Source organism: Leucobacter sp. GX0328 (assembly GCF_053567315.1).
The window spans coordinates 834,539-858,669 of the sequence record NZ_JBSGPC010000001.1 but is presented as its reverse complement, the minus strand read 5'-3'; the positions used below and the strand labels follow the sequence as shown (position 1 = coordinate 858,669).

The window sequence follows — 24,131 nt, the reverse complement described above, 5'->3', positions numbered from 1 at the left end:
GGGCCGGTGCGGCGGTTCGCTTGCGGTGGATGCCCGTGACGGGCGCGTGGCTCGGATCGAACCCGATGGTTCGATGCAACGCGCGCAGAATTCGAGTTCTGCAGTCAGTGCGCGCTGCGCATGAGCATTCGACAGCACATCACCTCGCGACCGGCCATCATCATGCCGGTCGTCCCAAAGTTCACCTCGAAGGCGGACTGGGTGCGGGTGTTCTCATGCATAACGCCAAGTTAAGCAAAACATTGCGCAGTGTGTCAAGGTCGGAATATTCCGACGGGACCCCCGCCGCGTCACACGGCGTCACACTGCGGTGCGCGGCACGACGCGGGCGGGTCGGCTCAGTGGTCGATGGTGCCGTAGAGGCGGTCGCCGGCGTCGCCGAGACCCGGAACGATGTAGGCGTTCTCGTCGAGACCCTCGTCGAGCGCGCCGAGTACCAGCGTCATATTGCGGTCGCCCACGGCCTCGCGGATCGCCTCGACGCCCTCGGGCGTGCCGAGGATGCAGATGGCGGTGACGTCGTCGGCGCCGCGCGAGAAGAGGAAGTCGATGGCGGCGGCGAGCGAACCGCCGGTCGCGAGCATCGGGTCGAGCACGAAGCACTGGCGGCCCGAGAGCGAGTCGGGCAGGCGCTCGGCGTAGGTCGTCGGCTCGTGCGTCTCCTCATCGCGGATCATGCCGAGGAACCCGACCTCGGCGGTCGGCACGAGCTTCACCATGCCCTCGAGCATGCCGAGGCCGGCGCGGATGATCGGCACGATGAGGGGCAGCGGCTCGGTGAGGCGCACGCCCGTCGTCGGCGAGACGGGGGTCTCGATCTCGATCGGCTCGACGCGCACCTCGCGGGTCGCCTCGTAGGCGAGCAGCGTCATCAGCTCCTCGACGAGCAGTCGGAAGGTCGGCTGCGGCGTGTTCTTATCGCGCAGCACCGTCAGCTTGTGGGTGATGAGGGGGTGGTCCGCTACGAAAAGGCGCATGGAACTATCATATTGGCGTGTCGACGATCCCTCCATCCTCAGCCGAAGAAGCCGCGATGGGGCGCGCCCTCGACGAGGCGCGGCGAGCGGCGGCGAGCGGCGAGATCCCGGTCGGGGCGATCGTGCTCGGCCCGGGCGGCGAGCTGATCGGTACCGGGCGCAACGCGCGCGAGGCCGACAGGGATCCCACGGCCCACGCCGAGGTCGTCGCCATCAGGCGGGCCGCGGCGTCGCTCGGAGACCGCGTGCTCGACGGCTGCACGCTCGTCGTGACGCTCGAGCCGTGCGTCATGTGCGCGGGCGTCATCCTCGCGGCCCGCGTGCCGCGCATCGTGTTCGGCGCGTGGGATGAGAAGGCGGGCGCCGTCGGCAGCGTCTACGATCTGCTGCGCGACGGCCGGCTGCCGCACCCGGTGCCCGAGGTCGTGACCGGGGTGCGGCAGGCGGAGTGCGCCGAGCTGCTGCGCGAGTTCTTCGCCGAGCGCCGCTGAACCCCGTCCCTGCGGACAGCCGGGGCGGGCGCGGGTCAGCGCGGGGCGACGGTGACCGGCTCGCCCGCGAACGACACCTCGACGCGGTCGCCCGCGGCGAACGCCGCCTCCGTGCCGTGCTGGGCCGCGAGGCTGACGCCGTCGTCGAACTGCACGACGGTGCGGCGGATCGCGCCGAGGAAGCCGCTCGAGACGACGGTCGCGATGAGCGCCCCGGAGGCCGACCCCGAGGCGGCGACGAGCCGCACGTGCTCGGGCCGCACGTAGGCGGTGACGGTCGATCCCTGGAGAGACCCCTGCGCGGCATCGCCCGCGATGACCGGCAGCGCTGCGCCGCGCACGATCACCCGATCGCCCGAGGCCTCGCCCTCGAGATGGTTCGAGAGGCCCACGAAGTCGGCGACGAAGGGCGTCGCCGGGCGGCGGTAGAGCTCCTCGGGGGTGCCGAGCTGCGCGATACGGCCGCTCTCCATGACGGCGACGCGGTCGGAGACGGCGAGCGCCTCCTCCTGATCGTGCGTGACGAACACGGTCGTGATGCCGAGCTCGGTCTGGATGGCGCGGATCTGGTCGCGCAGGCGCACGCGCACCTTCGCGTCGAGCGCGGAGAGCGGCTCGTCGAGCAGCAGGGCGCGCGGTCGGGTGACGAGGGCGCGGGCGAGGGCGACGCGCTGCTGCTGGCCGCCCGACAGTTCGTGCGGGAAGCGCTCGGAGAGGTGGCCGAGGCCCACGATCTCGAGCATCTCGGCGCTGCGCGAGGTGCGCTCGGCCTTCGGCACGCGCCGCATGCCGAGCCCGAACTCGACGTTGCGCGCGACCGTGAGGTGCGGGAACAGCGAGTACTGCTGGAAGACCATGCCGATGTCGCGGCGGTTCACGGGCACCTCGGTGACATCCGCATCGCCGATGAGCACGCGGCCGCTCGAGACGGTCTCGAGCCCCGCGATGCAGCGCAGCGCGGTCGTCTTGCCGCAGCCCGAGGGGCCGAGCAGGCAGATCAGCTCGCCGGGCGCGAGCGAGAGGTCGAGGTCGTGCAGCACGGTGGTCGCGCCGTAGGCCTTCGTGACGCCCTCGAGGCGGACCGATGAACCGGTGGCAGTGGAAACGGGTGACACGTCAGGACTCCTTGCGAGGGGTGAGCCGGCGCCCGCGCGAGCGCCGGCGCTTCGGGGCGCCTCCGGTGGCGCTCACCGCGAGCAGTACCAGGAACGCTCCGATGAGCGAGAGCAGAGAAACGATGACCGCGACGAACGGGTCGGATTTGGAGATCTGCAGCAGGGCGACCTGCAGCGTCGTCCGGTTGAGCAGCGACGAGACGGTGAACTCGCCGAGCACGATCGCGATGGTGAGCAGCGACGCCGCGAGCAGGCCGCGGCGCACGCCGGGAGCGATGACGCGCACGAGCACGGTGCCCCATCCGGCGCCGAGCGAGCGGGCCGCCTCGGCACGGGTGCGCGCGTCCATGCCCTGCAGGTCGGCGACGATCGCGCGGTACGCGAACGGCAGCACCAGCACGCCGTAGGCGAGGCTGAGCATCCAGATGCCCGAGCCGATCGTCTGGCCGATCGCCCGGTAGATCGGGGCGAAGCCGACGACGAGCACGATCGCGGGGATGGCGATCGGCAGCACGGTCAGCAGGTCGAGTGCGCGTTCGAGCTTCGGGAACCGCAGATGCACGAGCACGATCGTCGGGAAGAAGAGCAGCAGCACGATGACGAGCGAGAGGCCCGCCAGCACGAACGAGTTGCCGATGCCCTGGAAGAGGATGCGGTACTTGCGCGCGTTCTCGGGGTCGAAGAGCGCGAGCCAGTGCTCGGCGCCGTAGCCGCCCGCGACCTGGCGCAGCGTGAACTCGAGCATCGCGAGCAGCGGGATCACGAAGACCAGGCCGATGGCGCAGATCACCGTGGTGGCGACGGCCTTCGACGGCCGGCCGGGCACCCGCGCGCTCATCGCTGCCACCTCGCCGACCGTGCCATGAGACGCCCGTACACGAGCATCACGACGGTCATGACGATGATCATACCGAGCGCGAGCACGCCCGCCGTGCTGGCATCGCTGCCTCCGGTCTCGCCGATGAGCGCCGCACGGATCTGCAGCGGCACGATCTGCGAGCCCTGGCTGATGAGCGCTGCCGCGGTCGCGTACGACGAGAACGCGTTGGCGAAGAGCAGCAGCAGCGACCCGAGGAACGCAGGGGCGAGCACGGGCAGTCCGACGCGGCCCCAGTACGCCGTGCTCGAACCGCCGAGGGTCGCCACGGCCTCGGCCCAGCCCGGCTTCAGAGCGCTGACGGCCGGGAGGAAGGTGATGACCATGAGCGGGATCTGGAAGTAGAGGTAGGGCAGGATCAGGCCGGGGAGCTGGTAGAGCCAGACGCCGCCCGCGAAGATATCGATGCCGAGGCCGTCGCGCAGCGTCACGGTGATGATGCCCTGGATGCCGATCGTCGCGATGAACGCGAAGGCGAGCATGACGCCGCCGAACTGGGCGAGTACCGAGCTCGCGGAGTCGACGATGCGCCGGGTCGCGCCCGACTCGGGGAGCGCGGCGAGAGCCCAGCAGAGCACGGCGCCGACGACGGCGCCGATGACCGCGGTGAGGGCGCTCACCCAGACGCTGGCCGTGAACGCCTCGAGCGTGGCGGGCGTGAACAGCGCGGCGAGCCCGCTGAGCGTGAATCCGTCGTCGCCGACGAATCCGCTGCCGACGGCGAGCACCGTCGGCACGAGGAGGAAGAGCAGCACGTAGATCGCGAACGGCGCGAGCCCGAGTGCCGGGAGGAATCGCTTCATGGTCTGACCCTACGCGTCGAGGCGGCCGCGGGGAGCCGGGGCCGCCTCGACGAACGAAGAGGGCTACTTGATGACGGAGGCCCAGCGCTCCGAGAGCAGCGCGTTCGCGGCGTCGGTCTGCGCCTGGTCGGGCGAGATCCAATCCTCGGCCGAGGTACCGAAGGTCGCGGCCTCGATGAGCTTCTCATCGGCGGCGCCGGCCTCCTTCAGGGCGTCGACGCGCACGGGCACGGCGTTCGCTTCGAGGAAGAGGCTCTGCGCCTCGTCCGAGAAGATCCACTCCTGCCACAGGCGAGCGGCGGCCGGGTTCGGCGCATCCTTGTTGATCGCCTCGTTGTAGAACGACACGTATGCGGGGCCGGGGAGCACGGTCGTCTTCCAGCTCGGCTTGTCGGCAGCGGCCGCGACGTTGTTGAACGACCAGTCGAAGACGGCCGGAGTCTCGCCCGAGGCGATGGTCGCCGGGGTCGGGTCGAGGGTGAGGAAGTTGCCGGCCTGGTTCAGTTCGCCGACGAAGTCGACGCCCGGGCCGAAGTCGTCGACGCCGCCGCCGTTCAGCGCCGAGATCCAGCCGACGGCCGCGAACGCCGCGCCGGCCTGGGTCGGGTCGCCGTTCAGCGCGACCGCGCCGCGGTAATCGGCGCCGAGCAGCGCCTCGAGGTCGGCGGGCTCGGAGAGCTTGTCGGAGTCGTAGCCGAGCGACATGATTCCCGAATAGTTGTTGACCCAGAGACCCGTGGCCTCCTTGTTCTCGTCGGGGATGTCGGCCCAGGTCTCGACCTGGTACGGCGCGAACTTGTCGGTGTTCTCGAGGGCGACCGCGGTGCCGAGGTCGAACACGTCGGGTGCGGTGTCCTGGCCCGCGAGGTTCTCGGCTGCCTGGATCTCCTCGGCGCTCGATGCGTCGGGCGAGGCGGAGTTGACCGTGATGTCGTATTTCTCCTCGAATGCGGAGATGATCGCGCCGTAGTTCGCCCAGTCCTCGGGGAGAGCGATGACATTCAACTGGCCCTCGGCCTCCGCCGCCTCGACGAGCCCCTCGAGACCGCCGAAGTCGGCGGCGCTCGTGGCGGTCGAGGCGTCGATGCCGGAGTCGGCGGCGCCCGAATCGCCGCCGCCCGAGCAGGCGGCGAGGCCGCCGCCGACGAGCAGAGCAGTGGCCGCCAGAGCGGTCGAACGCAGAATCACACGTGCTTTCACAGTGCTTCCTCACTTCGGAGAATGGAGCGCGCCGGGAAGGCCCCGTGCGCGCCTGTCTATACTCCTTCAGCGTATGGGCAAAGCATGGATCGCGTGGATCGAATGGGTAACGCTTCGGTAAACCATGCACTCGTGATGCGTGAGCGTTGCGAGTCGACTGAGCCTCAGTCGCTCGAGAGCATCACGATCGAACTGGTCGACGGCGTCTCGGCGTTCGGGTCGAGGTAGATGTCGGGCTCGATGTAGATGACGGATGCCGCGGGCACGGCATCCCGGATGCGCCGCTCGGCGAGGTTGACGATCGCCGAGACCTCGTTCATCATCGTCGTCGGAGCGATATCGACCTTCGCGCCGACCATGAACTCGTCCGGGCCGAGGTAGAGGGTCTTCATGTGGATGATGCGGCCGATGTCCTTCGAGTCGAGCAGCGCGGCCTCGATCTTCGCGACATCCTCTTCGCTCGCGCCCTCGCCGACGAGCAAGCTCTTCACCTCGCCGCCGACGATGACGGCCACGCACACGAGCAGCACGCCGATCGCGATGGTGCCGATGGCGTCGAAGACGCTGTTGCCGGTGATGACGGTGAGCCCGACGCCGCAGAGCGCGAGCACGAGGCCGACGAGCGCCGCGAGGTCCTCGAGCAGCACGACGGGCAGCTCGGGCGCCTTCGACCGGCGGATGAACTGCACCCAGGTCGAGCTGCCCTTGTGCGGGCGGCTCTCCTTGATCGCGGTGCGCAGCGAGAAGCTCTCGAGCGCGATCGCGATGACGAGCACCGCGAGGGGCAGCCACCAGTTCTCGAGCTCGTGCGGGTTGCGCAGCTTGTCGACGCCCTCGGCGATCGAGAAGACGCCGCCGATCGAGAACAGCACGATCGCGACGACGAAGGCGTAGACGTAGCGCACGCGGCCGTAGCCGAAGGGGTGCGACTTGTCGGCCGCCTGCTTCGCGCGCCGGCCGCCGAGCAGCAGGAGCAGCTGATTGCACGAGTCGGCGACCGAGTGCACGGCCTCCGCGAGCATCGACGACGAACCGGAGAGCGCCCACGCGATGAACTTGGTGATCGCGATGCCCATGTTGGCGAGAAACGCCGCGATGATCGCTTTGCTGCCGCCAGATGCGCTCATGACTCCAGTGCCTCCTCGTCGGGGCGGGATCCGTGCCCCGCCGTCACTCGCCCATTCTACGCGGGAGCGCATGCCGGGGCCTGAGGCACGGCGGGCCCCTTCGCGTGCCGCAGGCCGGTGAATCTAGACTGGGGGCCATGAACGATCAGCCAGCGCAGGCCGCACCCGCTCTTCCCCGCACCGCGATGCTCGGCGTCGGCTCGATGGGCGGGGCGATCCTCGCCGGCCTCCGCGGCCCCGACGCGCGCATCGAGCTGCCGATCGCGGTGACCACGAAGTCGGCCGCCAGCGCGGCCGCGTTCGCCGACTCCGATGACGTGATCGCGATCGCCTCCGAGCACGACGCCGACGCCAACCGGTCGGCCGTGCGCGGCGCGAAGCTCGTCGTGCTCGGCGTGAAGCCGTGGATGATCGCCGACGTCGTGCGCGAGATCGCCGACGCGCTCGAACCCGGCGCGATCGTCGTGAGCGTCGCCGCGGGCGTGCCGTCGACCGCGATCGAGGAGCTCGTGCCCGCCGGCATCGAGGTCGTGCGGGCCATGCCGAACACCCCGTCGCACCTCGGCCTCGGCGTCACCGGCATCGCCGCGGGGACGACGGCGTCGAGCGCCGCCCTCGAAACCGTGCGGGCGCTCTTCGAGACCGTCGGCACGGTGCTCGTCGTGCGCGAGGAGCAGATCAACGACATCGCGGCCGTGTCGGGCTCGGGCCCGGCGTACCTCTTCTACTACGCCGAGCAGATGATGGCCGCGGCCCTGCGCCTCGGCTTCGACGCCGAGCAGGCGCGCGTGCTCGTCGAGGGCACCCTGCGGGGTTCGGCCGAACTGCTCGCCGTCAGCGACGAGGGCCCGGAGCAGCTGCGCCGCAACGTCACGAGCCCGAAGGGCACCACCGAGCGGGCCATCGCCGTGCTCGAGGAGGCCGGCTGGGGCGATCTCTTCGATCGCGCGCTCGCCGCCAATGTGCAGCGGGCCGAAGAGATCAGCCGCGGCGAGTAGCCCGGCGCGCCTCAGCCGATCGCGGCGAAGCGCTCGACGTCGGCCGCGGCGCCCGACACGATGATGAGGTCGTGCGGCGAGATGACCGTGTCCTGCGTCGCGTGCGTGAACGGTTCTCCCGGCGTCTTCACGCCGACGACGGTGACGCGGTAGCGGGTGCGCACGCCGCTCTCCTTGAGCGCCCGGCCGCGGATCGAGCGCGGCGGGTACATCTTCGCGATCACGTAGTTGTTGTCGAACTGGATGAAGTCGAGCATCGACCCCGAGAGCAGGTGCGCGACGCGCTCGCCGGCTTCGCGCTCGGGGTAGATGACGTGGTTCACGCCGATGCGCTCGAGGATCTTGCCGTGCGAGAGCGAGATCGCCTTCGCCCAGATCTGCGGCACCCCGAGGTCCACGAGGTTCGCGGCGATCAGCACGCTCGACTCGATCGAGGCGCCGGTGGCGACCACGGCGATCTGGAACTCGTCGGCGCCGATCTGCTTGAGGGCTTCGATCGAGCGCGCATCGGCCTGCACCGCGTGCGTGACCCGGTCGGCCCATTTCTGCACGAGCGCGGCGTCGGTGTCGACGACGAGCACTTCGCGATCCTGCCGGTCGAGCTGACCTGCGGTCGAAGCGCCGAAGCGTCCGAGCCCGATGACGATGACGGGGGCATCATTGCGAATATCAACCAACGATCGGCCTTTCCTCGGGGTGCTTGTACAGTCGGGTGCGGCTGGTCGCGGCGACGGCCGCCGCCATGGTCACCGTGCCGACCCGGCCGAGCCACATGGTGGCGATGAGCGTGTATTTGCCGGCGTCGGGCAGCTCGGCCGACAGGCCGGTCGAGAGCCCGCAGGTGCCGAAGGCGGAGATCACCTCGAACAGCGCGACGTCCAGCGAGACCTTCGTGAGCTGCATGATGATGGTGCTCGAGATGAGCACGATCGTCGCGCCCCAGATGAGCACCGAGATCGCGAGGCGCAGCACCTCGTTCGGGATGCTGCGACCGAACGCCTGCATCTCCTGGTAGCCGCGGGCCTCGGCGTAGGCGGCGAGGAAGAGCACGGCGATGGTGGTCACCTTGATGCCGCCCGCGGTCGACGCCGAGCCGCCGCCGACGAACATGAGCATGTCCATGACGAGCATGGTCGAGCTGTTCATGTCGAGCGGGTCGATGATGCCGAGGCCGCCCGACCGGGTCATCACCGACATGTAGCCGGAGCTGAACAGCGTCTGCCCGAGGTTCTGCGAGCCGAAGGTGTCAGGATTGTTGAACTCGAGCAGGGCGATGAGCAGCCAGCCGAAGACGACGAAGATGAGCGTCGTGGTGAGCGTGAGCTTCGCGTGCAGCCCGAGCCGCTTGTGCGCCCGCCAGCCGCCGCCCGTGATGTAGCGGTAGAGCGCGAAGATGACGGGGAAGCCGATGCTCCCCAGGAAAACGCCGACGGCGAGCACGCTGAGCAGGTAGAAGTCGGTCGCGTACGGGTCGAGGCCGCCCGGCAGCGGCACGAAGCCGGTGTTCGTGAACGCCGACGCCGCGAGGTAGAACCCGTCCCACAGCGAGCGCAGCAAGCTGTAGCCGTCGAGCATGAGGCGCGGTGCGATGAGGATGGTCAGCGCGGCCTCGATGACGAGCACGCTGATGGCCACCGAGCCGAGCAGGCCGCCGATATCGCCGAGGCCGACGGCCTGGCTCTCGGAAGCGCCCTTCGACATGCGCAGGGGGTTCGTGTCGCCGGCGGCGAGCAGGCGCTGTCTGAGGCCGAGGCGGCGGGTGACGGTGAGACCGAGGATGCTTGCGAGCGTGAGCACGCCGATGCCGCCGATCTGCAGGCCGGCGAGGATGACGAGCTCGCCGAAGAGCGACCAGTGCGCCGCCATGTCGACTGTCGAGAGGCCGGTCACGCAGATCGCAGAAACCGCCGTGAAGAGCGCGTCGGCCAGGGGGGTGACCTCGCCCGAACGGCTCGCGATCGGCAGCGAGAGCAGCGCAGTCCAGATGAGGATCAGGCCGGAGAAGATGAGGATGGCGAACCGCGGCGGCGAGGAGTGGACCAGCGCGTCGATCCACGACTTCGACGACCGGGTGAAGCCCCGGCCGCGCAAGGCGTGTGCCCTCACGACTCCTTCTTTCCTGCAGCGATGTCGGTCTCGCCCGCGGCGGACGAATAGGTGCAATCGTACATGCACGCGCGCGCGGGGCGCGCGGGCACGTGCGGCTCCGCAGGGATCACCGGTCGCACACGGTCTGGGAACGCGACCGGGACGGTTCGCGGAGCCTCGGGTAGCCTTGACCCATGCCAGATATTTTCGGAGTCATCGCCGACGCGACTCGGCGCGACATTCTGCAGGTGCTGCTCGAACGGCATGCGACGGGCGATGAGATCAGCGTCTCCGAGATCGTCGGCAAGCTCGAGATCAGCCAGCCGACGGTGTCGAAGCACCTCAAGGTGCTGCGCGAGGCAGAGCTCGTCACCGTGCGCGAGGAGGGCCAGCACCGGTTCTACTCGCTCGACCCCGAGCCGCTCGAGATGGTCGAGGACTTCGTCATCCCGTTCCTCTCGGCGGGCTTCGACACCGAGGTGACGGTGGAGTACCTCTCGGAGGACGGGGAGCGCGTGGTCGGCCCCGACACCGATGACGGATTCGACGACCTGGGCGAAGTGCTGCCCGAGGAGGCGGCCGCCGCGGCGGAGCGCATCGGCCGGGCCGCGGCCCGGGCCGAGTCGCGCGTCAAGGAGCTCGTCGCGCGTTTCAAGTTGAAGGACTGAAGAGCCGGTTCTCGCTTCCAGTTCGCGCTCCCAGCCTCGCACGAGTAATATATGTGACTTGTGGGCCGCGCGACGGCCGGCCTGAGAAACTTTGTGAGGTAACCGTGGGTTCAGTTATTAAGAAGCGCCGCAAGCGGATGTCGAAGAAGAAGCACCGCAAACTGCTGCGCAAGACGCGTCACCAGCGTCGCAACAAGAAGTAGGTCGCCGCACTCGAGCGCGCGACTGCGCGAGGCGTCGGGCCATCGGTCCGGCGCCTTTTCGCGTCTCGGCGCAGAGCCGGCGCGGCTCGGGCGCCGGTAGAATGGGCACCGTGAATTCCGTGCAGATCACTCTCATCGGCAAGCCCGGCTGCCATCTCTGCGACGATGCGCGAGCGGTCGTCGCGGCGTCTCGCGAGGCGCTGCACCGCAGGGGGATCGCCACCGGGCTCGACGAGCTCGACATCCTGCAGGACGAGGCGCTCGCCCGCCTGCACTCGGAGGACGTCCCGGTCGTGATGATCGGCGGCAGACGCCACGCGATCTGGCGCGTCGACCCGGTGAAGTTCGAGGCCGCTGTCGAGAAAGCCGCCGGGAAGGCCGCGAAGAAGCCGCGCCTGCCCTTCCTGCGCTGAGCCGCTCGTGCCGGCTGCGCAGTGATCCCTGACGGCCCGCCGCCTGGCAGAATGGGCAGTGCCGTTTCGAGAGAGGACCCGACATGACCCTGCGACACATCGTGAACTGGAAGCTCAGCGGCGACACCCGCGAGGCGCGCGATGCCCAGGCCCGCGAGATCGCGGATGCGCTGCTGCCCCTGCGCGAGACCGTGCCGAGCATTCGGGCCATCGACGTGCACCGCAACGAGCTCTTCGACGGCGACAACTACGATGTCACGCTGATCGCCGACTTCGACGACGCCGAGGGCCTGGCGGCCTATGCGACCCATCCCGACCACGTCGCCGCGGGCGCGATCATCAAGGGGCACGCGATCGGCCGCGTCGCGACCGACTTCACGATCTGAGCGGACGCCGGCCTCGAACGCGGGGCCCGCGCCTCAGATGCGGGCGATCTCCTGGCGGGGGCGCACCGCGATGTCGGTGATCTGCACGTCGGCGGGCGCATCGACGACGAAGCGCACGGTGCCCGCGATCGACGCCGGCCTGATGTACCGCGACGCCTCGTACGGCGCATCGCCCACGAGGCCGCGCAGCATCTCGGTGTCCGTCTGCCCGGGGGCGACGGTCACGACGCGCACGCGGTGCGGCTCTTCGTCGATGCGCAGCACATCGGCGACGGCCCGGAGCGCGTGCTTCGTTGCCGTGTAGATGGCGTTGCCGGGGGCGGGGCGGGTGCTCGCGCCCGAACCGAGGAACACCACGGTGCCCTGCGACGCGCGCAGCAAGGGCAGCGCCAGACGGGTGAGCACGGCCTGGGCCGTGACGTTGACGGCGAAGTGCTCGTGCCATTCCTCGGCCGGGGCCGTCGCGACGGGGTGCGCCCGCGAGATCGCGGCGGCGTTCACGAGCACGTCGAGGCGGTCGAGGCCGGCGACGAGGCCCGCGAGCGCGGCCTCGTCGGTGATGTCGAGCCGGTGGGCCTCGGCACCGGTCGTCTCGGCGATCTCGGCGAGCGCCGCGGCGTTGCGCCCGACGGCGACGACGCGGTGGGTGCGGGCGAGCTCGGCGACGATCTCGCGGCCCATGCCGCCGGTCGCGCCGGTGACGAGGGCGACGGGATGCGCTTCGGCGCCGGTGCGGGTGGGCTGCTCGGTCATGCTGATGCTCCTTCGGGCTCGTGCCTTCACGACCCTACAGGGATCGATGGGCCGCGAGGCGGAAGGGCTCCGGCGGCAGCGCCGCACCGGTCGCGGCGTCGGCGAGCACCCGCCCGATCGCGGGTGCGAACTTGAAGCCGTGCCCCGAGAACCCGGCGCCGATCGTGAGCGCGCCGACGGTGTCGAGCACGAAGCGCCCCGACGTAGTCGACGTGTAGGTGCAGCTCATCTCGACGGGCCGGTCGGCGTCGAGCCCGGGGAACCATTCGGCGACGTAGTCGCGCAGCCGGGCGCGCTGCTCGTCGCTCGCGCGGAACGCCCGATCGTCGGGGTCGACGACGGCGCCGACGCGGTGGAACCCGACCTTCACGCCCTCGCCGGGGCTCGGCATGCCGTAGACGTTGCCGCCGAACGCGTCGAGATCGTCGCTCGGCAGCAGGTGGTTGAACGACGGCCAGACGTGCTCCGGATCGCGCGGCGGGAAATGCGCGGGATGCTCCTCGGTCACGACGAGCTCGGGCAGATCGACGAGCCCGGCCAGCAGATCGGCGCTCCACGCCCCGGCGGCGACGACCGCCCGCTCGGCCTCGATGACGCGCACGCCGCCGTCGGCGGTCTCGGCCTCGACCCGCATCGAAGCGCCGGCGGTACCGGCATCCCGGACGTCGAGCGCGCGTACGCGCACGCCGTGCTCGATGACTGCGCCCCGGTCGCGGGCGGCCTGCGCGAACGCGTCGAGCGCGCGGGCGGCGAGCACGATGCCCGCCTGCCGGGTGAGCAGCACATCGCCCTCGAACGCCATGCCGCCGAACCGCTCGCGCGCGGCCGCGGGCGCGCACACCTCGACCTCGGCCCCGCGGGTGACGAGCGTCTCGCGGGCGGCTTCGACGAGGGCGGGGTCGCCGTGGGTGACGAGGCCGTGCAGCCGCAGCAGCTCGAGGCCCGTCTCTGCTTCGAGCTCGCGCCACAGGCCGAGCGCCTCGTCGTAGAGATCGAGGTAGAAGCCCTCGTCGTAGGCGTTGTTCATGTTGCGGGTCGAGCCGTGCGACGCGCCCAGATCGTGATGCTCGGCGAAGCGCTCGAGCAGGTGCACGCGCTCGCCGCGGCGGGCGAGCTGCCATGCGGTCGCGAGCCCGATGACGCCGCCGCCGATCACGAGGGTGCCGGTGGCGGTGGATGAGGTGGGTTCAGTGGGCATGCGCCGGCTCGTCTCTGTCGGTGGCGGGGTCGGGGTGGTTCGCGAGTGCGCGGTCGAGCATCGCGGCGACGGCGGCGTCGATCTCGCGCAGCACGGTCGACCCGACGCCGGGAATCGGCGCGATGATGGTGAAGCGGCGCAGCTCCTCGTGCAGGGGGCCGACCGAGTGCAGGCCGGCGACGGGCGCACCGTCGGCGCCGATGAGGGCGCTGTCGGCCGGGGTGATCTCGAGTGTCGGCGGCCGGTGCGCCCCGGCACCCGTCTGTGCGCCTGTCCACAGTCGCGCGTCGCCGTCATCGATGAGCGCCGCGAGCAGCGGGCTGTCGTGGCGGGCCGGATCGGGCAGGTCGAGGCGCGCATCGAAGACGCGGTCGATCGGCGTCGCCGAGCCGTCGAGCGCCACGACGCGTCTGCGCGTGCCCGACGGCCCGTCGACGTGTTCGATGCGCGCTCCCGGGCCCGAGAAGCGCACCACGCCGGCGCGATGCGCGGCGAGCAGCTGCTCTACGCGGAAGAGCGGCGGGCCGCTGCCGATGAGGCCGGCGACCCAGAGGAACCGATCGAGGCCCGCGACGCTCTCGCGGGTGACTCCGCCGAAGTCGGTGAGGGGGATGATCGCGGACCGCGCGGCCTGGAACACGTGCAGCCCGCGCTTCCAGGCGCTGCGCATGCCGAGCGCTGCCTCGGCGGCATCGCGGTCGAGGCGGTCGGCGATCTCGGCGTCGATCTCGGCGAGCGTCGCTCCCTCGAGCGGGGCGCCGGGCCGCCAGGGGTCGAAGCGCAGCGCCGGGTCGGGCACGAGGTCGCGCTCGAGGTCGCGCCAGCGATCGACGTCGGCCGAGGCCCCGGCCGCGCCATCGAACCCGTCGAACTCGTCGAGCAGCGCGCTCGGCGCCTCGCGGTAGGCCTCGGCGTGCAGCTCCGCGAGCGCCCGATGGTAGACGGCGGCCGCGTCGCGCTCGATGAGGGGCAGCACGTCGCGCCCGAAGTCGAGCGGGCGGGCGGCCCGCAGCCGGGGCATCGCGGCGCTGAGCGAAGCGAGGTCGGCGGCCGGCGGCACAGCGCCGAAGTCGGGCTTCGCGAGGAACGGCAGGGCGGTGCGCGAGCCGGCGATGAGCACGGGCTCCCGGCCGCTCGGCGCGTAGTCGAGCTCGCCCGCGCGGGAGGCGCCGGGCCGCGGCGCGTAGCGCCCGCCGCGCTCCTCGGTCACGAGGCCGAGCAGATCGGTGAAGCCCATGCCGACGCCGCGCACGGCGACGGTCTCGCCGGGCAGCAGGCGCTCGATGCGCTGATCGATGGGGTTCGCGGGCGGCACGTCGTGGCCGTCTCCGGCGTGGCGCGGCAGCCAGCCGAGGGCGAGCAGTACCGCATCGACCGTGATCCGGTCGGCGCCGAGCGACACCGCGAATCGGCCGTCGGCGGTGCGGGCGACGCGCGTGGCGCGGGCGCGATGCTCGATGAGGCGGGCGCCGGCGGGCAGCGACGCCGCGAATCCGGCGTACGCCCACCGCAGGTATGCACCGTAGAGCGCGCGCGACGGGAAGCTCCAGGGCCGCGTCGCGGCGGCGGCCTCGCGCTCCTCGGCGGAATCGGCCGCGATGCCGCCGTCAGCAACCCGGGTGCACCACTCGGCGAAGCTCGGGCCGGGCGAATCGTGCTCGAAGCCGAGCGTCGCGTCGCCGAAGACGGTGGACTGCGCGGGCACCGTGTTCATCACGAGCGATCGCGGCTGGCCGGCGCGCCAGATGCGGCCCGACCCGGCGGGGAACTCATCGATCACGTGCACATCGAACGCGAGCGGGTCCCTGACCGGATCGCCGCCGTTCAGCCGTGCCGCGATGCGCCCGAGCGCCGCAGTGCCGCGGACGCCGGCGCCGATGATCGCGATCGAGGGGGAGGTCACCCTACGGTTATCCCATGGGCTCGGCGGTGCCGCAAATTCGCGAGGATGCCAACGCTACGTTATGCGTAATATAAGTTCATATAGGTCAGCGCCCGCCGTTCGTGCGCGAAACTGTGAACAGTTCGGGCGAACGGGCTTCGCCCCCCTCTCAGTCCTTCAAGGAGATTCAGTCATGCCTTCACGCTTTCGCAAGGTTCTTGCGGTCGGAGCCGTCGCAGCGCTCTCGATCGGCCTCGCCTCGTGCTCGTCGAGCGGCGGCGACACCGCGGGCGACTCGGCCGATGCGCCCGTGAAGTTCGGCGTCGCCCTGCCCGACACCGGCAACTCGGCCCAGTACGGCGAGTACTTCCGCCAGGGCCTCGACCTCGCCGCCGAGCAGCTCAACGAGGCCGGCGGCGTCCAGGGCCACCCGGTCGAACTCGTCTACGAGGACACGCAGGCCGACCCGGCGCAGGCGCCGCAGGTCGCGCAGAAGTTCGTCGACGACGAATCGATCCTCGCCGTGCTCGGCGACTTCGGCACCCCGGCCACCTCGGCCGCGAGCCAGATCTACCAGGATGCGGGCCTCGTGCAGTTCGCGTTCTCGGCCTCCGGCCCGGACGTGACCGACCCGGGCGACTACATCTTCGCGACCTGGGTATCGCAGGAGTACGAGGCGCCCCGCCTCGCCGAGTTCGCCGCGCAGACCGGCGAGAAGGCCGCCGTCTTCTACCACGACACCGACTGGGGCCAGGAGACCTTCGGGTTCTTCCAGGAGGGCGAGAAGCAGTCGGGCCTCGACGAGGTCTACTCGACGGCCTACGACCCCGAGAGCACCGACTTCAGACCGCTGCTGCTCGCCGCGCAGAAGACCAACCCCGAGGTCATCGTGCTGATCTCGTATGCCGCCGACGGCGCGCTCATCACCAGCCAGGCGCGCGAGCTCGGCATCGAGACCCCCATCGTGGGCATCAGCTCGATCTACAACCAGCAGTTCATCGACCTCGCGGGCGACGCTGCCGAGGGTGTGCAGACGCTCAGCTACTTCACCCCCGACAACGACGACCCCGAGGTGCAGCAGTTCATCGCCGATTTCACAGCCGCCACGGGCGAAAAGGTGCCGAGCGACTACGCGATCCGCGCCTACGACGCGCTGCACGCCGTCGCCCAGGGCGCCGAGCGCGCGAAGAGCCTGACCCGCGCAGATCTGCGCGACGCACTCGACGACGGCGGCGACTTCACGTCGGTGCTGTACGGCAGCTACCAGCTCGACGACACCCGCCGCGTGAGCGACGCCGAGCAGTTCCCGCTCGTGATCAAGGACGGCGCCTTCACGCTCCAGTAGAACCGCCGTCGCCAGCCCGCACCCTCCGGAGAACCAGGAACCCCGTGGACATCCTTCTTGCCGGCCTCGTCGGGGGAAGCACCTACGCGCTCATCGCCGTAGGTGTTTCCCTCGTTTTCGGGGTCTCGAACATCATCAACTTCGCGCACGGCGCGGTCTTCGCCGTCGGCGCCATGATCTCGTGGTGGCTGATCGGCCCGCTCGGCCTGCCGATCGGCATCGTCGCCCCCGTCGTCGTGGTCTTCACCGGCCTGCTCGGCTGGGCGGTCTACCTCGTCGCGGTGCGCCCGCTGCGCAAGGCCCCGGGCATCGCGGTGCTACTCGCGACCTTCGCGGTCGGCGTCATCCTCGACAACCTCTCGCTGCGCATCTTCGGCGGGCAGACCCGCCGCCTCGAGAGCGCCTTCGCCCGCGACAACTTCGAGCTCCTCGGCTTCCGCTTCGGCACGCTCTCGCTCGTCATCATCGGCGTCAGCATCGCCTGCGTCGCGCTGCTCGTGTGGCTGCTCGGGTACACGAAGACGGGCCGCGCGATCCGTGCCACCTCGCAGGATCAGGAGGCCGCGCAGCAGATGGGCATCCCGGTCGAGCGCATCCAGGCGCTCTCGTTCGTGATCGCCTCGGCGCTCGGCGGCATCGCCGGTCTGCTCGTCGGCATGTACACGTCGAACGTGTCGCCCGGCATCGGCTTCCTCGCCGGGCTCCAGGGCTTCGCCGCCGCGACCATCGGCGGGCTCGGGTCGATCGCGGGCGCCATCGTCGGCGGACTCGTGCTCGGCATCGCCGAAGCGCTCGGGGTCTCGATCTGGGGCGACTCGGTGCGCCAGCTCATCACCTTCGGATCGCTGCTGCTGGTGCTGTGGATCAGGCCCGGCGGCCTGCTCGGCCGCGTGCCGACGATCGGCGCAGAGCCGATGACCGGCACCTTCTTCGGCGCCGGTCGACCGCTGCGCCTCCCGAAGTGGGCCGGTGCCGTCGCCGTGCTCCTGCTCGCCGCGCTGCCCTTCATCACGAGCGACTACTTCCTGCGCGCCGGCAGCCAGGTCTGGGTCTACGCACTCTTCGCGCTGTCGATCACGATCGCGGGCGGCTTCGCCGGGCAGATCGTACTCGGGCAGGCGGGCGCGCTCGCGATCGGGGCCTACACGTCCGCGATCCTCATCACGCGGCACGATTGGAACTTCTGGCTCGCCCTCCTCGCCGCGGGCCTCGCGGCCGGGCTCTTCCAGGTCATCCTCACGGCGCCGACCTGGCGTCTGCGCGGGCACTACGTCTCGATGGCGACGCTCGCGGCGGGCGCGGTGATCTCGGCGCTCGCGCTGAACCTGCCGCAGATCACGGAGGGATCGCGCGGCATCTCATCGATCCCGCGCCCGACCCTCTTCGGGCAGAGCCTCGGCTCGGCGTCGGCGATGTACTGGCTCACCCTCGCCATCCTCGTCGTCGCGATCGCCTTCGCCTCCCGCCTCGGCACGTCGCGGCTCGGCCGCATCTGGGCCGCAGTGCGCGAGGACGAGGTCGCGGCGGCCTCGGCCGGCCTCCACCCGGCGTCGTACAAGTCGCTCGCCTTCGGCCTCGGCTCCGTGCTCGCAGGCATCGCCGGGGCGCTCTACGCATCGCAGGTGACCTTCATCGAGCCGAAGCAGTTCGACGTCTCGCTCTCGGTGCTCGCCGTGACCATCGCCATCCTCGGCGGCCTGCGCGCCCCCGTCGGCGTCATCATCGGAGCGGCGATCCTCGTCGGCGTGCCCGAGCTCTTCCGCCCCCTCGCCGACTGGCGCCTGCTGCTCTACGGCGTGCTGCTGCTCGGCCTCATCATCCTGCGGCCCCAGGGTCTGTGGTCGCACGTCGGCTGGGTGCAGCGGCTGTGGTCGCGCCTCGGCGGCTCCGGTTCGGGCTCCGGAAGCACGGCGTCGGCGATCCCTGTCGAGCAGCCCGCCGAGACCGTCGACACCGCGAAGGAGGCGCGCGCATGAACGACGCACTGCTCACCGTGACCGGCATCACGAAGCGCTTCGGCGGCCTCACCGTCGTGAACGGCGTCGGCTTCGCCGTCGCTCCGGGCGAGGTGCTCTCGATCATCGGGCCGAACGGCTCGGGCAAGACGAGCACCCTGAACATCGTGAGCGGCGTGCTCGCCGCCGATGCGGGCGAGGTCGACCTCGCGGGCGTGAAGCTCACGGGCCGCCGGCCCCACCAGATCGCGCGCCTGGGGCTCACCCGCACCTTCCAGAACGGCCGCGTCATCGGCAACCTGACGGTGCAGGACAACGTGCTCGTCGGCCTCGACGGCCTCGGCCAGCGCCGGTCGAAGCTGCGCGAACTGCCGGGGCTCCGGTGGCTGCCGCTCCTCGGCGAGACCTTCGCCGCGCTCTTCGCGCGCCGTTCGGCCGCGGGAGCCGATGCCGCCGCCGATGCCCGGGTGACCCGCCAGCTCGAGCGCTTCGGCGAACGCCTGCTGCCGCGGCGCGGCCAGTACGCGTTCACGCTGTCGTACGCGAACCGCCGCCGCACCGAGATCGCCCGCGCACTCGTCGCCGAACCCCGCATCCTCGTGCTCGACGAACCGACCGCCGGCATGAACCAGACCGAGACGAGCGAGGTGCTCGAACAGCTCCTCGAGCTGAAGCGGCACGGCCAGACCATCCTGCTCGTCGAGCACAAGCTCGACCTCGTGATGACGCTCTCCGACCGCATCATCGTGCTCGACGAGGGCCGCATCATCGCCGAGGGCACCCCCGCAGAAGTGCGCAGCGACCCGCGCGTCATCGAGGCGTACCTCGGCACGACCTTCACGAAGGAGCACGCCGATGACTGAACTGAGATTCGAATCGGTGTCGGTATCGTACGGCCCGAGCCCCGCGCTCATCGATGTCGACCTCACCGTCGGCGCAGGCGAGATCGTGTCGCTGCTCGGCGGCAACGCCTCGGGCAAGTCGACCACGATGAAGACCATCCTGGGTCTCAAGCGCCCCGACTCGGGGCGGGTGCTCTGGGACGGCGACGACATCTCGCACTGGTCGACCGCCCGGCGCGTGAAGGCCGGCATCGCCTCGGTGCCCGAGGCGCGGCGCGTCTTCGGCGACATGACCGTCGAGGACAATCTGCTGAGCGGCGCCCACACGCGCCGCGACCGCGGTGTCAAGCAGACGCTCGCCGATGTGTACGAGTTCTTCCCGAAGCTGCTCGCGAGGCGCGGGCAGCGCGCCGGCAGCATGTCGGGCGGCGAACAGCAGATGCTCGCCTTCGGCCGCGCGCTCATGAGCCGCCCGCGGCTCATCTGCATGGACGAGCCCACCATGGGTCTCGCCCCCATCATCGTCGAGCAGGTGCTCGCACGCATCGCCGACCTCAACCGCGACCTCGGCGTCTCGGTGCTGATGGTCGAGCAGAACGCCGAGCTCGCGCTCTCGATCGCGACGCGCGGCTACGTGCTGCGCACCGGCGAGATCGTGCTCTCGGGCCCGGCCGCCGAGCTGTCGAGCAACCCCGCGATCCAAGAGGCCTACCTCGGCCGCGGGCTGCAGCAGGAATCGTCCGAGGAAGGAACACCAGCATGACCGTGCAGGACACCATCGGAGCCCTCGCAGGGCTCGACACCGCGGCGTCGGAGCGCATCCGCGGCCACCGCCCGGGCGTGACCGAGGCCGCGGAATCGAGCCTCCACGCGCTCTTCGACGTCGGGCCCGACGACGAGGCGCCGGGGCTCGCCCGCGCGACCCGGCTGCTCGCCGCGGCCCGCGCCGCGCACCTCGACGGGGCGCCGGGGCTCGCCGAGTTCTACGCCGAGCAGCTGGGGGAGGAGGAGCCCGTCGCCTCCGGCCCGGCGGCGTTCGACGCCGCGGGAGCCCGCGACCTCGTGCGCATCGGCGCCGACTCCGAGGCGGGCCGCGCGGCGCAGCGCAGCATCCGCGCGCTGCTGCGGCACGTCGACCTGCTCGTGCAGCGCCCGGCCGCCGCGACCGCCGACGACCTCGACTCGCTCGCGGCCGCAGGGTGGGGCGTCGTCGAGATCGTCGTGCTCTCGCAGGTGGTCTCGTTCACGACCTATCAGACCCGCGTCATCGCAGGGCTGCGCGTCCTCGAGGAGGTCGGGGCATGAGCCGGCATTTCACCATGGAGGAGCGCGCCTGGCACGCCTGGATCGAGGCCGCCGGCCCCGACACCGCGAGCGAGCGGCAGCGCGAGGCCTACGAGACGAGCGTGTGGCCGAACTCGCCGTACTTCCGCCTGCTCGCCTGGCACCCCGACTCGCTGTCGGCGCGCACGGAGCTCGACCGCGAGATCTTTATCGCCCGCCCGGGCCTGCCGCGCGGCGACCGCGAGCTCGCGGCCACCGTCGCGTCGCGCGTCAACGGATGCGAGCTGTGCGCGAGCGTGCACGCCCGCTTCACCGCGACGTTCTCGAAGGACGCGGAGACGGTGACCCGCCTGCTGCACGAGGGCCCCGAGGCCGAGCTCGAGGGCCGGGTGCGCGCGATCGTCGACGCGGCGGCCGCGCTGACGCGCAGTCCGAGCGCATTCGCCGCGCACCACGTGCGCGCACTGCGCGAGGTCGGGCTGAGCGACGCCGACATCTCGGACGTGATCCAGGCGACCGCGTTCTTCGCCTGGGCCAACCGCCTCATGCTCAGCCTCGGCGCGCCGCTGCCCCCGGGCAGCGAAGACGCCGCGGCGCTCGCCGACCAGCGGGCGAACGACGCGATCGCGGCCGGGGGGTGACCGCCGGCGTTCAGTCGGCGGGCGCCCCGGGCTCGGCTTTCGCACGGTAGACGCTCGGCGCGAAGCCGAGCTGAGCGCGGAAGTCGGTGGTGAAGTGCGCGTGGTCGGCGTAGCCGAGCTCGCTCGCGAGCGCGGCGATGGTGAGACCGGGGTCGTCGCGCAGACGTTCGGCACCCTCCTGCAGCCGACGCCTGCGGATCATCGAGTGCAGCGAGAGCCCGAAGTACCGCGCGGCGATGCGCTGCAGCGTGCGGAGCGAGGCGTGGAGGCGGTCGGGAAGCTGATCGGCGCGGCGGATCGCCGAGTCGGCGAGAGCGTCGGCCAGTCGGTTCGCGAGCCCCGCCTCGGCGTGCGCCTCCGGCACGGGAACCCGCGCGGCGATCCAATCCCCGAGCGCGGATGCGGCGGCCGTGCGCCGTGCGTCGTCGGGATCGGCGAAGCCGGAACCGCCGGTGACGCCCGCGGTCCCACCGACCGTCATGGCGCGGACGATCTCGGCCAGCAGCGCGGGCTCGCGGAGGGGCCGTTCGGCGTCGCGGATCCCGGTCGGATCGATCTGCAGCGCCGGTACCGCTGCCGGGCGCAGCAGCGCGCCGACGGCCCAGCCCGTGCCCGTGAGCACGCGTTCGGAGCGTCTCGTGGTCGGGCCCGAGACGATCACTGCATCGGGCGAGGCGACGAGGTTGCAGGCGGGAAAGGCGAGGAGCTCCTGACGCGATGCTTCGCCCTCGTCGAGGCGCCATTCCGGGATCCAGAACCACCGCACGGCGTGAGCGATCTCGGGGCCTGCGGGCAGGCGGTGGAACTCGGGCAGGCGATCCGGGTAGAGCACGCCGCGCCGGCTATCGTTCATCGGTTCCTCCGGTCGCGCCGTACGGTCAGGCCACCCGCCGGCTCGTCGATCTGGCGCGAATCTGCAAGCCTGCAGGTCGCAGCCGATCCTATGCTCTGAGCATGGATACGAACGAGACACGCGCCGCGAACGGCGCCCACACCACGAACGGCATGCCGCGCGGTTCGACGAGTCTGACCCCGTTCCTCGCGGTCGCCCGGGCCGGCGAGGCCGTCGAGTTCTACCGCGACGTCTTCGGCGCGCGCGTCGTCGATGTGACCGAGTTCGGCGGGGTCGTCGCCCACGCCGAACTCGACTTCGGCACCGGGCACCTGCAGCTCGGCGAGCCCATGCCCGAGTACCACCTGGTGCCGGCGCCGGAGGGCGACGACGACTGCTACTCGCTGGCGCTCTACACGCCCGACGTGGATGCCGTGGTCGAGCGCGCGGTCGCCGCAGGGGCGACGGTGCGCGAGCCTGCGGCGCACTTCGTGTCGGGAGACCGCTTCGCGAGCATCCGCGACCCCTTCGGCGTGCGCTGGTCGATCATGACGCGCGTGGAAGATCTGTCCGAAGAGGAGAGCGTCGCCCGCGTCCGGGAATGGTCACGGACCTTCCAGCCGTGATCCCTGGGCCGTCCGGCGGGGATTCCCCGCGACCGTAGTGGCGAATCGCGAGCGGATAATCGAAGCACGGTGAACCCGCTATCCGCTCGTACGGGGCCTATACGGCCCGCTCAGCCCTCGATCGCGGCGAGGTGCTTCGACGTCGGCTTGACGATATTTCCGGCGTACTCGTCGTCGTGCTTCGCGACCCACTTCACGACGTAGGGGCAGACCGGCACGATGTCGAAGCCGTCGGCGATCGAACGGTCGACGGCCTCGCGCACGAGCACCGACGCGAGGCCCTGGCCGCTATAGCTCGGGTCGACGAAGGTGTGGTACAGGATGCGGTGCGGCTTCTCCCCGAAGCCGGTGACCGCGTAGCTCTCCTCGCCGATCTCCTTCGCGGCCGTGCCCTCGGCTCCCGGGTGCTCGCCGCGGTCGAGCAGCACGAAGCGCGACTCCGACTCGCGGTGCTCGACGACGAAGCGCTCCTGCGCTGTTCGATCCTGCGCTGCCTGATCCTGGGTCATGGTGGCTCCCGCCTCTCGTGGATGTCGGTGCGCGCTGCGCTGTGGATCTCACCGGTCCGCCGGCACCGGTGCCGCTCTGCGAATCTATCGCACCGTCCTCCACCGCAACAGCGCGGCCCGCCCGATCATTCCGCGGCCCCTTGCACTCCGCTCGCCCGCACGAGCATCATGAAGGCATGGCAGATCACCACGAGCATCGCGCATCCCCGCAGCATGCCGAGCATCGCGACCCGCGCGCCTTCTGGGAGGATCGTTACTCCGGAGCGGAACCGGTCTGGTCGGGGCGCGTGAACCGCTCCCTGGCGGACATCGCGGGGGAGTGGGAGCCCGGCCGATCCCTGGACCTCGGCTGCGGGGAGGGCGGCGATGTGCTGTGGCTCGCGGAACAGGGGTGGTCCGCAGCCGGCATCGATCTTTCGGAGACGGCCATCGCACGGGCGCGCGAGGCCGCGCAGGTGCGGGGGATCGGCACCGCGAGATTCTTCGCAGCGGATCTCGGCGCGTGGGCCGATGGTACGGCCGCAGAGCAGGCGCACGGGCCGTTCGACCTGGTGACGGCCTCGTTCTTCCAGTCGCCGGTCGCCCTCGACCGAAGTCGGATACTGCGCGCGGCGACGACGCGTCTCCCGGTGGGCGGTCGCCTACTGGTCATCTCGCACGCCGCGGCCCCGGGCTGGGCGCCCGACCATCCGGGGGAGTTCCCGAGCCCCGAGAGCGAGCTCGCGATGCTCGCCCTCGGTGCGGAGTCGTGGGAGATCGAGCTCGCCGAGGTGCGGGTGCGCACCGCGATCGCGCCGAGCGGCGATCGGACGGAGCTGGAAGACACGGTGGTCGTCGTCCGCCGCAAGGCGTAACCGGGACCGGGGCGCCGCGTCGCGTTAGGGTGGAGCATCCGAGAAGGTAACCGGAACCGGCGAA

The 24,131-nt window shown here is 71.0% G+C and carries 27 protein-coding genes; 14 read left to right on the top strand and 13 right to left on the bottom strand.

All coding sequences use genetic code 11. The annotated features are described in order from the left end of the window. Nucleotides 1-338: 338 nt before the first annotated feature. A complete protein-coding gene (upp, locus tag ACUYTF_RS03840; RefSeq protein ID WP_434143031.1) occupies nucleotides 339-977 on the bottom strand; it encodes a uracil phosphoribosyltransferase in 639 nt (212 codons plus the stop codon). A gap of 17 nt (nucleotides 978-994) precedes the next feature. On the opposite strand from upp, the gene ACUYTF_RS03835 reads away from it, so the two are divergent. Continuing rightward, nucleotides 995-1,468 (top strand): deaminase, encoded by a 474-nt coding sequence (locus ACUYTF_RS03835; RefSeq protein ID WP_434143032.1) that lies wholly within the window; start codon nucleotides 995-997, stop codon nucleotides 1,466-1,468. A gap of 35 nt (nucleotides 1,469-1,503) precedes the next feature. On the opposite strand, the gene ACUYTF_RS03830 is transcribed toward ACUYTF_RS03835, so the two are convergent. The 5 genes from ACUYTF_RS03830 to ACUYTF_RS03810 form a co-directional block, all read right to left on the bottom strand. Continuing rightward, a complete protein-coding gene (locus tag ACUYTF_RS03830) occupies nucleotides 1,504-2,583 on the bottom strand; it encodes an ATP-binding cassette domain-containing protein (protein WP_434143033.1) in 1,080 nt (359 codons plus the stop codon). 1 nt (nucleotide 2,584) lies between these two features. Then, nucleotides 2,585-3,421, bottom strand: a complete 837-nt coding sequence (locus ACUYTF_RS03825) for an ABC transporter permease subunit (RefSeq protein WP_434143034.1) — start codon at nucleotides 3,419-3,421, stop codon at nucleotides 2,585-2,587. After that, nucleotides 3,418-4,263: an ABC transporter permease gene (locus tag ACUYTF_RS03820; RefSeq protein WP_434143035.1), complete on the bottom strand. Its 846-nt coding sequence runs from the start codon at nucleotides 4,261-4,263 to the stop codon at nucleotides 3,418-3,420. Before ACUYTF_RS03820 ends, ACUYTF_RS03825 begins: the two co-directional genes overlap by 4 nt. Nucleotides 4,264-4,326: 63 nt before the next feature. Next, complete coding sequence (locus ACUYTF_RS03815; RefSeq protein ID WP_434143036.1) at nucleotides 4,327-5,463, bottom strand: ABC transporter substrate-binding protein; 1,137 nt, start codon at nucleotides 5,461-5,463, stop codon at nucleotides 4,327-4,329. 164 nt (nucleotides 5,464-5,627) lie between these two features. Next, entirely contained in the window at nucleotides 5,628-6,590 is a 963-nt protein-coding gene (locus ACUYTF_RS03810; protein WP_434143037.1) for a cation diffusion facilitator family transporter, read from the bottom strand. A gap of 137 nt (nucleotides 6,591-6,727) precedes the next feature. Here ACUYTF_RS03810 and proC point away from each other — a divergent pair, with 137 nt between their 5' ends. Continuing rightward, nucleotides 6,728-7,588 (top strand): pyrroline-5-carboxylate reductase, encoded by an 861-nt coding sequence (gene proC / locus ACUYTF_RS03805; protein WP_434143038.1) that lies wholly within the window; start codon nucleotides 6,728-6,730, stop codon nucleotides 7,586-7,588. A gap of 11 nt (nucleotides 7,589-7,599) precedes the next feature. Here proC and ACUYTF_RS03800 read toward each other — a convergent pair whose 3' ends face one another. After that, nucleotides 7,600-8,265 (bottom strand): NAD-binding protein, encoded by a 666-nt coding sequence (locus tag ACUYTF_RS03800; RefSeq protein WP_434143039.1) that lies wholly within the window; start codon nucleotides 8,263-8,265, stop codon nucleotides 7,600-7,602. Then, a complete protein-coding gene (locus tag ACUYTF_RS03795; protein WP_434143205.1) occupies nucleotides 8,258-9,631 on the bottom strand; it encodes a potassium transporter TrkG in 1,374 nt (457 codons plus the stop codon). Before ACUYTF_RS03795 ends, ACUYTF_RS03800 begins: the two co-directional genes overlap by 8 nt. 239 nt (nucleotides 9,632-9,870) lie before the next feature. On the opposite strand from ACUYTF_RS03795, the gene ACUYTF_RS03790 reads away from it, so the two are divergent. From ACUYTF_RS03790 to ACUYTF_RS03775, 4 genes are all read left to right on the top strand, one after another. After that, entirely contained in the window at nucleotides 9,871-10,344 is a 474-nt protein-coding gene (locus ACUYTF_RS03790; protein ID WP_434143040.1) for a metalloregulator ArsR/SmtB family transcription factor, read from the top strand. 104 nt (nucleotides 10,345-10,448) lie between these two features. Next, nucleotides 10,449-10,547, top strand: coding sequence for a 30S ribosomal protein bS22 (locus tag ACUYTF_RS03785; RefSeq protein ID WP_005504750.1), 99 nt, complete (start codon nucleotides 10,449-10,451; stop codon nucleotides 10,545-10,547). Nucleotides 10,548-10,657: 110 nt separating this feature from the next. Then, nucleotides 10,658-10,960: a glutaredoxin family protein gene (locus tag ACUYTF_RS03780; protein WP_434143041.1), complete on the top strand. Its 303-nt coding sequence runs from the start codon at nucleotides 10,658-10,660 to the stop codon at nucleotides 10,958-10,960. Nucleotides 10,961-11,043: 83 nt separating this feature from the next. Next, nucleotides 11,044-11,346, top strand: a complete 303-nt coding sequence (locus ACUYTF_RS03775) for a Dabb family protein (RefSeq protein ID WP_434143042.1) — start codon at nucleotides 11,044-11,046, stop codon at nucleotides 11,344-11,346. 33 nt (nucleotides 11,347-11,379) lie between these two features. Here ACUYTF_RS03775 and ACUYTF_RS03770 read toward each other — a convergent pair whose 3' ends face one another. From ACUYTF_RS03770 to ACUYTF_RS03760, 3 genes are read right to left on the bottom strand one after another with little or no spacing between them, the layout of a single operon-like run. Continuing rightward, on the bottom strand, nucleotides 11,380-12,099 hold the full coding sequence (locus ACUYTF_RS03770) for an SDR family oxidoreductase (protein WP_434143043.1): 720 nt from the start codon (nucleotides 12,097-12,099) through the stop codon (nucleotides 11,380-11,382). 34 nt (nucleotides 12,100-12,133) lie between these two features. Continuing rightward, entirely contained in the window at nucleotides 12,134-13,297 is a 1,164-nt protein-coding gene (locus tag ACUYTF_RS03765; protein WP_434143044.1) for an FAD-dependent oxidoreductase, read from the bottom strand. Next, complete coding sequence (locus ACUYTF_RS03760) at nucleotides 13,287-15,200, bottom strand: FAD/NAD(P)-binding protein (protein ID WP_434143045.1); 1,914 nt, start codon at nucleotides 15,198-15,200, stop codon at nucleotides 13,287-13,289. Before ACUYTF_RS03760 ends, ACUYTF_RS03765 begins: the two co-directional genes overlap by 11 nt. 172 nt (nucleotides 15,201-15,372) lie before the next feature. Between ACUYTF_RS03760 and ACUYTF_RS03755 the strand changes: the two genes are divergently transcribed. The 6 genes from ACUYTF_RS03755 to ACUYTF_RS03730 are packed head-to-tail and all read left to right on the top strand — an operon-like array spanning nucleotide 15,373 to nucleotide 21,246. Further along, a complete protein-coding gene (locus tag ACUYTF_RS03755) occupies nucleotides 15,373-16,524 on the top strand; it encodes an ABC transporter substrate-binding protein (protein ID WP_434143046.1) in 1,152 nt (383 codons plus the stop codon). A gap of 44 nt (nucleotides 16,525-16,568) precedes the next feature. After that, entirely contained in the window at nucleotides 16,569-18,500 is a 1,932-nt protein-coding gene (locus tag ACUYTF_RS03750) for an ABC transporter permease subunit (RefSeq protein ID WP_434143047.1), read from the top strand. Continuing rightward, nucleotides 18,497-19,342: an ATP-binding cassette domain-containing protein gene (locus tag ACUYTF_RS03745; protein WP_434143048.1), complete on the top strand. Its 846-nt coding sequence runs from the start codon at nucleotides 18,497-18,499 to the stop codon at nucleotides 19,340-19,342. Before ACUYTF_RS03750 ends, ACUYTF_RS03745 begins: the two co-directional genes overlap by 4 nt. Then, nucleotides 19,335-20,084, top strand: coding sequence for an ATP-binding cassette domain-containing protein (locus ACUYTF_RS03740; protein WP_434143049.1), 750 nt, complete (start codon nucleotides 19,335-19,337; stop codon nucleotides 20,082-20,084). The genes ACUYTF_RS03745 and ACUYTF_RS03740 overlap by 8 nt, the downstream gene beginning before the upstream one ends. Further along, nucleotides 20,081-20,626 (top strand): hypothetical protein, encoded by a 546-nt coding sequence (locus ACUYTF_RS03735; protein ID WP_434143050.1) that lies wholly within the window; start codon nucleotides 20,081-20,083, stop codon nucleotides 20,624-20,626. Before ACUYTF_RS03740 ends, ACUYTF_RS03735 begins: the two co-directional genes overlap by 4 nt. Further along, the gene (locus ACUYTF_RS03730) at nucleotides 20,623-21,246 is read left to right on the top strand and encodes a peroxidase-related enzyme (RefSeq protein ID WP_434143051.1); all 624 of its coding nucleotides are present in this window, start codon (nucleotides 20,623-20,625) and stop codon (nucleotides 21,244-21,246) included. Before ACUYTF_RS03735 ends, ACUYTF_RS03730 begins: the two co-directional genes overlap by 4 nt. A 10-nt stretch (nucleotides 21,247-21,256) precedes the next feature. On the opposite strand, the gene ACUYTF_RS03725 is transcribed toward ACUYTF_RS03730, so the two are convergent. Then, nucleotides 21,257-22,099, bottom strand: a complete 843-nt coding sequence (locus ACUYTF_RS03725) for a helix-turn-helix domain-containing protein (RefSeq protein WP_434143052.1) — start codon at nucleotides 22,097-22,099, stop codon at nucleotides 21,257-21,259. A 101-nt stretch (nucleotides 22,100-22,200) separates the two neighbouring features. On the opposite strand from ACUYTF_RS03725, the gene ACUYTF_RS03720 reads away from it, so the two are divergent. Continuing rightward, entirely contained in the window at nucleotides 22,201-22,704 is a 504-nt protein-coding gene (locus ACUYTF_RS03720) for a VOC family protein (protein WP_434143053.1), read from the top strand. Nucleotides 22,705-22,814: 110 nt separating this feature from the next. Here the strand turns inward: ACUYTF_RS03720 and ACUYTF_RS03715 are convergent, their stop codons facing one another. Beyond that, on the bottom strand, nucleotides 22,815-23,213 hold the full coding sequence (locus ACUYTF_RS03715; RefSeq protein ID WP_434143054.1) for a GNAT family N-acetyltransferase: 399 nt from the start codon (nucleotides 23,211-23,213) through the stop codon (nucleotides 22,815-22,817). A 176-nt stretch (nucleotides 23,214-23,389) separates the two neighbouring features. Here ACUYTF_RS03715 and ACUYTF_RS03710 point away from each other — a divergent pair, with 176 nt between their 5' ends. Next, complete coding sequence (locus ACUYTF_RS03710; RefSeq protein WP_434143055.1) at nucleotides 23,390-24,067, top strand: methyltransferase domain-containing protein; 678 nt, start codon at nucleotides 23,390-23,392, stop codon at nucleotides 24,065-24,067. Nucleotides 24,068-24,131 lie beyond the last annotated feature (64 nt).

Coding starts and splice junctions, on each gene's coding strand:
- upp (WP_434143031.1), bottom strand. CDS start 977: ATGCGCCTTTTCGTAGCGGACCACCCCCTCATCACCCACAAGCTGACG.
- ACUYTF_RS03825 (WP_434143034.1), bottom strand. CDS start 3,421: ATGAGCGCGCGGGTGCCCGGCCGGCCGTCGAAGGCCGTCGCCACCACG.
- ACUYTF_RS03820 (WP_434143035.1), bottom strand. CDS start 4,263: ATGAAGCGATTCCTCCCGGCACTCGGGCTCGCGCCGTTCGCGATCTAC.
- ACUYTF_RS03810 (WP_434143037.1), bottom strand. CDS start 6,590: ATGAGCGCATCTGGCGGCAGCAAAGCGATCATCGCGGCGTTTCTCGCC.
- proC (WP_434143038.1), top strand. CDS start 6,728: ATGAACGATCAGCCAGCGCAGGCCGCACCCGCTCTTCCCCGCACCGCG.
- ACUYTF_RS03790 (WP_434143040.1), top strand. CDS start 9,871: ATGCCAGATATTTTCGGAGTCATCGCCGACGCGACTCGGCGCGACATT.
- ACUYTF_RS03775 (WP_434143042.1), top strand. CDS start 11,044: ATGACCCTGCGACACATCGTGAACTGGAAGCTCAGCGGCGACACCCGC.
- ACUYTF_RS03770 (WP_434143043.1), bottom strand. CDS start 12,099: ATGACCGAGCAGCCCACCCGCACCGGCGCCGAAGCGCATCCCGTCGCC.
- ACUYTF_RS03765 (WP_434143044.1), bottom strand. CDS start 13,297: ATGCCCACTGAACCCACCTCATCCACCGCCACCGGCACCCTCGTGATC.
- ACUYTF_RS03755 (WP_434143046.1), top strand. CDS start 15,373: ATGCCTTCACGCTTTCGCAAGGTTCTTGCGGTCGGAGCCGTCGCAGCG.
- ACUYTF_RS03745 (WP_434143048.1), top strand. CDS start 18,497: ATGAACGACGCACTGCTCACCGTGACCGGCATCACGAAGCGCTTCGGC.
- ACUYTF_RS03740 (WP_434143049.1), top strand. CDS start 19,335: ATGACTGAACTGAGATTCGAATCGGTGTCGGTATCGTACGGCCCGAGC.
- ACUYTF_RS03735 (WP_434143050.1), top strand. CDS start 20,081: ATGACCGTGCAGGACACCATCGGAGCCCTCGCAGGGCTCGACACCGCG.
- ACUYTF_RS03730 (WP_434143051.1), top strand. CDS start 20,623: ATGAGCCGGCATTTCACCATGGAGGAGCGCGCCTGGCACGCCTGGATC.
- ACUYTF_RS03725 (WP_434143052.1), bottom strand. CDS start 22,099: ATGAACGATAGCCGGCGCGGCGTGCTCTACCCGGATCGCCTGCCCGAG.
- ACUYTF_RS03720 (WP_434143053.1), top strand. CDS start 22,201: ATGGATACGAACGAGACACGCGCCGCGAACGGCGCCCACACCACGAAC.
- ACUYTF_RS03715 (WP_434143054.1), bottom strand. CDS start 23,213: ATGACCCAGGATCAGGCAGCGCAGGATCGAACAGCGCAGGAGCGCTTC.
- ACUYTF_RS03710 (WP_434143055.1), top strand. CDS start 23,390: ATGGCAGATCACCACGAGCATCGCGCATCCCCGCAGCATGCCGAGCAT.